10 protein-coding genes are annotated in these 6,174 nt (G+C 63.0%); 2 read left to right on the forward strand and 8 right to left on the reverse strand.

Annotated elements, in window-relative coordinates:
* Positions 1–17 precede the first annotated feature (17 nt).
* The 5 genes from ACIQH5_RS14145 to ACIQH5_RS14165 form a co-directional block, all read right to left on the reverse strand.
* Positions 18–1,226, reverse strand: coding sequence for a cupin domain-containing protein (locus ACIQH5_RS14145; RefSeq protein ID WP_400404331.1), 1,209 nt, complete (start codon positions 1,224–1,226; stop codon positions 18–20).
* A 2-nt stretch (positions 1,227–1,228) separates the two neighbouring features.
* Complete coding sequence (locus tag ACIQH5_RS14150) at positions 1,229–1,465, reverse strand: BatC protein (protein ID WP_400404333.1); 237 nt, start codon at positions 1,463–1,465, stop codon at positions 1,229–1,231.
* Positions 1,466–1,609: 144 nt separating this feature from the next.
* A complete protein-coding gene (locus tag ACIQH5_RS14155; RefSeq protein WP_400404336.1) occupies positions 1,610–2,113 on the reverse strand; it encodes a GNAT family N-acetyltransferase in 504 nt (167 codons plus the stop codon).
* The gene (locus ACIQH5_RS14160) at positions 2,114–2,785 is read right to left on the reverse strand and encodes an O-methyltransferase (RefSeq protein WP_400404339.1); all 672 of its coding nucleotides are present in this window, start codon (positions 2,783–2,785) and stop codon (positions 2,114–2,116) included. It abuts the gene before it with no gap.
* A 40-nt stretch (positions 2,786–2,825) separates the two neighbouring features.
* Complete coding sequence (locus ACIQH5_RS14165; protein ID WP_400404341.1) at positions 2,826–3,158, reverse strand: MTH1187 family thiamine-binding protein; 333 nt, start codon at positions 3,156–3,158, stop codon at positions 2,826–2,828.
* Between the two features lie 92 nt (positions 3,159–3,250).
* Between ACIQH5_RS14165 and ACIQH5_RS14170 the strand changes: the two genes are divergently transcribed.
* Together ACIQH5_RS14170 and ACIQH5_RS14175 are read left to right on the forward strand one after the other, a co-directional pair.
* Positions 3,251–3,880 (forward strand): TetR/AcrR family transcriptional regulator, encoded by a 630-nt coding sequence (locus ACIQH5_RS14170; RefSeq protein ID WP_400404344.1) that lies wholly within the window; start codon positions 3,251–3,253, stop codon positions 3,878–3,880.
* Positions 3,881–3,961: 81 nt separating this feature from the next.
* The gene (locus ACIQH5_RS14175; RefSeq protein ID WP_400404346.1) at positions 3,962–4,492 is read left to right on the forward strand and encodes a DUF5684 domain-containing protein; all 531 of its coding nucleotides are present in this window, start codon (positions 3,962–3,964) and stop codon (positions 4,490–4,492) included.
* Positions 4,493–4,506: 14 nt separating this feature from the next.
* Here the strand turns inward: ACIQH5_RS14175 and ACIQH5_RS14180 are convergent, their stop codons facing one another.
* The 3 genes from ACIQH5_RS14180 to ACIQH5_RS14190 are packed head-to-tail and all read right to left on the reverse strand — an operon-like array spanning position 4,507 to position 6,004.
* Positions 4,507–4,818 carry an AzlD domain-containing protein gene (locus ACIQH5_RS14180; protein ID WP_400404349.1) on the reverse strand — a complete coding sequence of 104 codons (312 nt, stop codon included), beginning with the start codon at positions 4,816–4,818 and terminating at the stop codon, positions 4,507–4,509.
* Positions 4,815–5,573 carry an AzlC family ABC transporter permease gene (locus ACIQH5_RS14185; RefSeq protein ID WP_400404352.1) on the reverse strand — a complete coding sequence of 253 codons (759 nt, stop codon included), beginning with the start codon at positions 5,571–5,573 and terminating at the stop codon, positions 4,815–4,817. Before ACIQH5_RS14185 ends, ACIQH5_RS14180 begins: the two co-directional genes overlap by 4 nt.
* Positions 5,570–6,004, reverse strand: a complete 435-nt coding sequence (locus tag ACIQH5_RS14190; protein ID WP_400404355.1) for a hypothetical protein — start codon at positions 6,002–6,004, stop codon at positions 5,570–5,572. The genes ACIQH5_RS14185 and ACIQH5_RS14190 overlap by 4 nt, the downstream gene beginning before the upstream one ends.
* Positions 6,005–6,174: the final 170 nt, after the last annotated feature.

Consider the following 6,174-nt stretch of genomic DNA (forward strand, 5'->3'; position numbering starts at 1 on the left):
AATCACTGCTCGCTCTGTCAATCACTGCTGGCGGGGACGAGAACTCCTGCGCGCAACAGCCTTTCCACCAGTTCAACGCCCAGATCGATTGCGAGGTGATCCCCTCCACCCAACAGGCGTTCCACGGCCGGCAAATCTGCCTCAGAGAAGTCGAGCCAACCCACGCGGGTAGTCAAGCGTGATCCCTCGAGCCGCGTTTCCAATGCGTCCCGGAGCCGCACCAGTGTCTCAGGGCCGAGGCTCTGAACGGCCGCGAGCTGGGCCACCGGACCAAGCGGAGCCGGGCGTCCTTGTCCTCTCCGTGCGCGTTGGAAGAGGGAAGAGATATCAGCCTCAAGGACGGCGGACGCAAGGCGTTCACGGACTGCGGCGATGTCGCCCTCGGGTCCATCCACGCCCAGCGGCAGGGACCCCCGCATCGCCGGATCGTCGCACAGCGCTGCAAGTGCCGCCTGTGTGAGGTGCTCAGCCAACGTGTGCCGAGTCCAGCTGTGGACTCCCAGGGTGAGATGGATCGAAACTTCGCCTTGCGCCTGGGCAGCATGCAGCCAACCACGGGGAAGGTAGAGGACATCGCCGGGTTCGAGGACGGTGTCGATGTAGGCGGGGCTTTGAGCAGCCTCGGCCACGGCCGAGCGGTGATCGGTCCACGGCTGGCTGCGCAACGGGTCCACGTGGACTGGCTCGTGGATGATCCAGCGCTTGGTTCCTTCGATCTGCAGAACGAAGACGTCGTGGACATCGTAGTGATCGTCAAAACCACGGTTCTGAGGAGGGGTGATGTACGCATTGGCCTGCACGGGATGCCCAAGCTCGGTGCTCAACTGACTGCTGAAGCTCAACACGGGGTCCCAGGTGCGATGCAGCGCCTGCAGGACGAGGGTGGCTCCGTCAGCGAATTTGCGCCACAGCGCGGTGTCGTCGAGCTGATCCGAGATGGTGGCGCCTACGCCTGCCGGGGAAGTGAACGAAGATTCCGGAAGGGTGGAACCGCCCTTCGCGACGCGAAGGAACGGTGTCCTCAGTCCGCGGCGCGATATCAGTTCGTCCACTGCATCGGCAGAAAACACATCGGAGAAGTCGCTGACGCCACGGCTAAGCAGCGCGGTGCGCCCCCACACCTCGCTGGCGAACCTCTCAAGGCCCATGTCAATCAGGCGCGTTTCCAGGACCCCGGCGCCCTTCACAGCGCCCGGGTCCTGGAAATCAGTGCTGGTAGAGCTCAAACCTAGCCGCCCTGTTGTCCGGCGCCGCCATCAGCGCCACCATCGGCACCGCCGTCAGCGCCGCCGTCGTGAGTGCCGGGAACACCGGACGCACCGCCGTCCGCGGGGCCCTCGGCCCCACCATCAGCGCCACCATCGGCACCACCGTCAGCACCGCCGTCGTGAGTGCCGGGAACACCGGACGCACCGCCGTCCGCGGGGCCCTCCTGCTGGTTTGGATCCTGCTCTGGATCAGACATGCTTCCTCCCGAGAATCGAATGGCGTACTCGGGCTCCGATTTCGGCGCCCGATTTCAACCCGGGCGATCTTCAGCCGCACCGCCCGTGATCACCATATCCATATGGGTCAGCGGTGGGAACAGCTTCCGCGCATTTTGAGCCTGCTAAGGCCCGACGCCGGGACGCACCATGCGATGTTCCGGCAGCGAGTACCAGGATGGGTCGCAGAGCTGGCGTTTCCCGTCCGGCACAAAACCGTTGCGCCGGTAAAAAGCCTGGGCGCGCGGGTTGTCATCCAGCACCCATAAGTACGCCGGACCGTCGCCGATCAGCGTGTCCACCAACTTCTGCCCCACACCCCGGCCATGAACGCGTTCCAAGGTGTAAAGCATGAAAAGTTCCCGTTCGCAGGGGCCGTCTTCATCTTGTCCGGGACCTGCCGCGCCAAGGCCCACCAAGTGCCCGTCGGGGTCATGGGCCAGCATCCGGGTGTGGCCCGCAGCGATGAACGCGCGGTACCGTTCGATGCGGTTGGCTAGCGCCGCTTCCTGTTTCTCGAAGAACTCAGGGGGCAGCAGGCGTCCGTAGCTCTCTTTCCAGGACTGGACGTGCATGAGTGCCATGGCCTCGGCGTCGTCAACCGTCGCCGGGCGAATCGTGAAATCCACTTAGCGCACCAGTGCTATCGCGAAGCCGTCCCAGCCCTTGCTTCCTACGGTCTGGATGGCGGTGGCATCGAGGCGCGGATCCTGGCCCATCTTTTCCAGAGCGGCCACAATACCGGGCGCGTTCACTTGGTCCCGTCCAGGTTCCAGGATGGCACCGTCCCAAATGACGTTGTCCACCACGATCACGGTTCCCGGATGCCCCAGCTTGATGGCCCAGTCGAGGTAGTTGGAGTCATTTTCCTTATCGGCGTCGATGAACACGAAGTCGAACGATTCCTGCCCCGCCAGTGTGGGGAGGGTGTCCAGCGCAGCACCTACCCTGATATCCACTTTGTGGCCGACGCCGGCGGCATCCACGTTGGACCGCGCAACGTCCGCGTGCTTCTGGAGGAATTCGCACGTAACTATCTTGCCGTCGTCGGGCAGTCCCTGCGCCATCCAGATGCTGCTGAACCCGGCCAGGGTTCCTATCTCAAGGACCCGCCTGGCCCCGGACATTTGCACCAGCATCCGCAGCAGCTTGCCCGCGTTGGGCGCCACTTCGATCGCCGGCATGCCGGCCTCGACGGCGGACGTCAGGGCGCGCTTATGGGCGGGGTCGGGAAGGACGACGACGTCAGTGAGGTAACGCTCTACGTCCACCCAACCAGGCTCGGTAACGTGTTCAATCATGGCCCCCAGTCTGGCACTCACCGCACCTTGGGGGAAGGATCTAGTCCGTTGCGGAAATGGCGTCTTCGAGCCGTTTGACCTTGCCGGTCAACTCGCCGCTGTACCCGGGGCGGATGTCCGCCTTGATCACCAGGGAGACGCGGCTTCCATAGCGGCCGACTGCCTCGGTGGCGCGCTTGACGACGTCGAACACCTCGTCCCATTCGCCCTCGATGGTGGTGAACATGGAGTCCGTTTGGTTGGGCAGTCCGGACTCGCGGACGATCTTGACCGCGGCAGCCACGGCGTCGTGCACGGAGGCGTCAGGGGTGGGTCCGCCGTTGGCAGCGGAAGCGGGCTGGCCCGAAGGCGCGACTGAGAATGCAAGCAACATGAAATCCAGTGTTTCACGTGCCGGTTTGTCATATAACAACGTACTCCCGCGTAACAACGGACGGGCGGCGCTCCGTTGCTACCCTGACAAGCATGGAACAGCCCTCTGAACGCAAGCCCCTCAGGGCCGACGCCGCACGCAATGTGGACAAAATCATCACCGCCGCCCGGCAGTGCTTCCGCGAGCACGGCCCCGAAGTACCCCTTCAGACCATCGCCGCCACCGCTGGAGTTGGCCCCGCAACACTGTTCCGCAACTTCTCGGACAAAGAGCAATTGGTCCTCGCAGCACTCTCACGTCAACTCCGTTTGCACGTGGACCCGGTAGCCCAGGCTGCCCTCGAGGGCATGGACGCTTCGGAAGGCCTGATTAACGTCATCGACGCCGTTATGAAGGTTGCCAGCGATGACGCCAACCTTCTGGACGCCGTCGCCGGCCGACGCGGACTCCTCGTAGGCATCACCGGCGGCCTGATCGGCTCCATGGCCATCCTTCTTGAGCGTGGCCAGGGGCAGGGTTCCCTGCGACGCGATATCACCATCGAGGATATGGTCCGCTTGGTGGCCATGCTGATCGGTGCGGTGGACACCATGGAACCGGGCTCTGAAGCTTGGAAACGTCCAGTGGCGCTGATCGAGGATGCCATCCGCACGGAGCGCCCGTCACGGCCGCTTCCGGAACAGTCGGGCATCCCGGGGATGACCTTTTCTGAGGCAGTCTAAGCACCAACGCCCTGCCCGATAACTGCCCATGGTGAGTGCTCCCCATGGCGGGCCCGCCACGGGGACCGTAGGGTCGGTTGCATGAATATTCCCCTGAGCTCATACTCTTCCAGCGGAGCCGATTCCGCTCTCGCGGTCGGCCTTGGCCTGCTGTTCATGGTGATCTACTTTGCGGTGATTTTCGCAATCGTCGGCGTGCTCTACATGGGAATCTTCACCAAGTCCGGCAGGCCTGCGTGGGGCGCCTTCGTGCCGGTCTACAACGGAATAAAGCTCTTGGAAATCGCAGGCCGCCCCTGGTACTGGTACCTGCTCTTCTTCATCCCGTTCGCAGGCATCTACTTCAGCATCGTGTCCATGAACGACCTCGCCAAATCATTTGGAAAAGACGCCGGATACACAGTTGGCCTGGTCCTGTTGCCGGTGGTTTTCGTGCCCATGCTTTCGTACGGCTCCGCGCGCTACCTCGGGCCTGCTGCCGGACAGCAGTTCGTGGCTTACCCGCAGGGTTATGCGCAGCCGTACCCGCAAGGCTACGCCCAGGCGCCGATGCAGCAGCCGCCGGTCCAACAGCCACCGGCCCAACAGCCCAGTGGTCAGCAGTACCGCTAGCCCCAACCCAGTAATTAGCTCCAACCCAGCAGCCGCAGCAATGCTGCGGCTGCTGCGCCTGAAATCACGACGACGAGGAACGGCGCACGGAGCCAAAGGGCGACGCCGGCGGCCACCAAGGCACCTATGCGGGCATCAAGGACCAGGCCTTGTCCTGACGCCACGGCGTTCACCACGGTGAGGGATGCCAGCAGGCCAATGGTCATGGTGCCGGCAACGTGCATGATCCGCGGGCTCTCCAGCAGCTTGGCCGGGACGAAGTAGCCCACCAGCTTGGTCAGGTACGCCAGAGCACAGGCAATAAGGATCCACAGCCAGAGGTTCATTTCTTGCCCCCGTGTTCGCGCTGGTGCTTCTCCGCGTAGGGATCCACGTCCGGTTCCAGTCCTTCATCCATGCGTGCGTGGCTGAACCAGCCGATCACGCCGGCCACTACTGCCGCCACAAGAATGGGAACACCCGACGGAACGAACGGCACGGCCAGGATGGTGGCAAGTGCACAGGCAGCGGCAATCGCCCAAGGTTCGCGCCCCTTCAACCGTGGCCACAGCAGAGCCAGGAACGCCGCAACCGCAGCACCATCCAAGCCCCATTGTTTGGGATCGCCCATGGCGTCACCGGCCAGCGCACCAATTGCCGTAAAGATATTCCACAGGATGAATATGCCAATGCCGGCTGTCCAGAACCCGCGTCGTTGCTCGTCGGGATCCGACTGGCCTGACGCCGTCGCCGTCGATTCATCAATGGTCACGTGCGCGGAAACGTAACGCTTCCACCCGCCAGGGCGGAGCATGGCGTTGATCTGCATTCCGTAAATGCCGTTGCGAAGCCCCAGCAACGCACTGGCTGTCATGGCCGCCACCCCGGATCCACCGCCGGCAACCACGCCGATGAACGCGAACTGCGAACCTCCACTGAACAGCAGGAGGCTCAGCACCATCGTCTGCCAGAAGTCGAACCCCGACGCCACGGCCAAGGCTCCAAATGACACGCCGTATAGACCGGTTGCGATGCTGAGGGACAGTGCCACCTTGAACGCCGGAGACTCCCGCAGTTTCATGGGAGCCGGACCGCTGCTCATTTTCGCAGGCTCCACGACCACAGGATGAGCGGAATCTGCAGAGGCAAACGAACCGTGTGGATGCGCCGCTCGGCAGCCGTTCCTTTCGGACCATAGGCGCGCCGAAGTGCATCTATATGCCCGGCAAGGAATGCGGTGAACATCGCAGTAGTGGCGTCTGCGGCCACCCGGCGCGTGGCAGGGATCAAAAGTCCGACGGCGGCAGTCACCTCAAGCAGGCCTGAGGATGCGATCCATTCCTCGCGGGACATAACTGCCAAGGGACCGTTGGGACGGCTCCCCTGCTCATCCTTGCGGCAAAGATAATCCGGCACCACCGGGTAGTAGAACTTGGGTGTGCGGAAGTGCTTCGCGGCGCTGGCCAGGAGCAGTGCGCTTAAAGCTACTGCTGAGGTGGTTCGGGTTGCTTGGGCTGACCAGCGAAAAGACATGAGACCACTCAATCACAAGCGGGGTGGCGCCCAAAGCCGGACCCAAGTAAGTAGCAGATCAGGCCGTTTTGAGGCCGCTGAATCATGCGGTGATCGCAACACCTGAATATTGAAGGGTGTCGATTGCCATGGTGAAGTTCACGAATCGTTTGGTCGCTGAGGTTGTTCAG

The organism is Paenarthrobacter sp. NPDC091711 (genome assembly GCF_044756605.1).
Classification (GTDB): Bacteria; Actinomycetota; Actinomycetes; order Actinomycetales; family Micrococcaceae; genus Arthrobacter.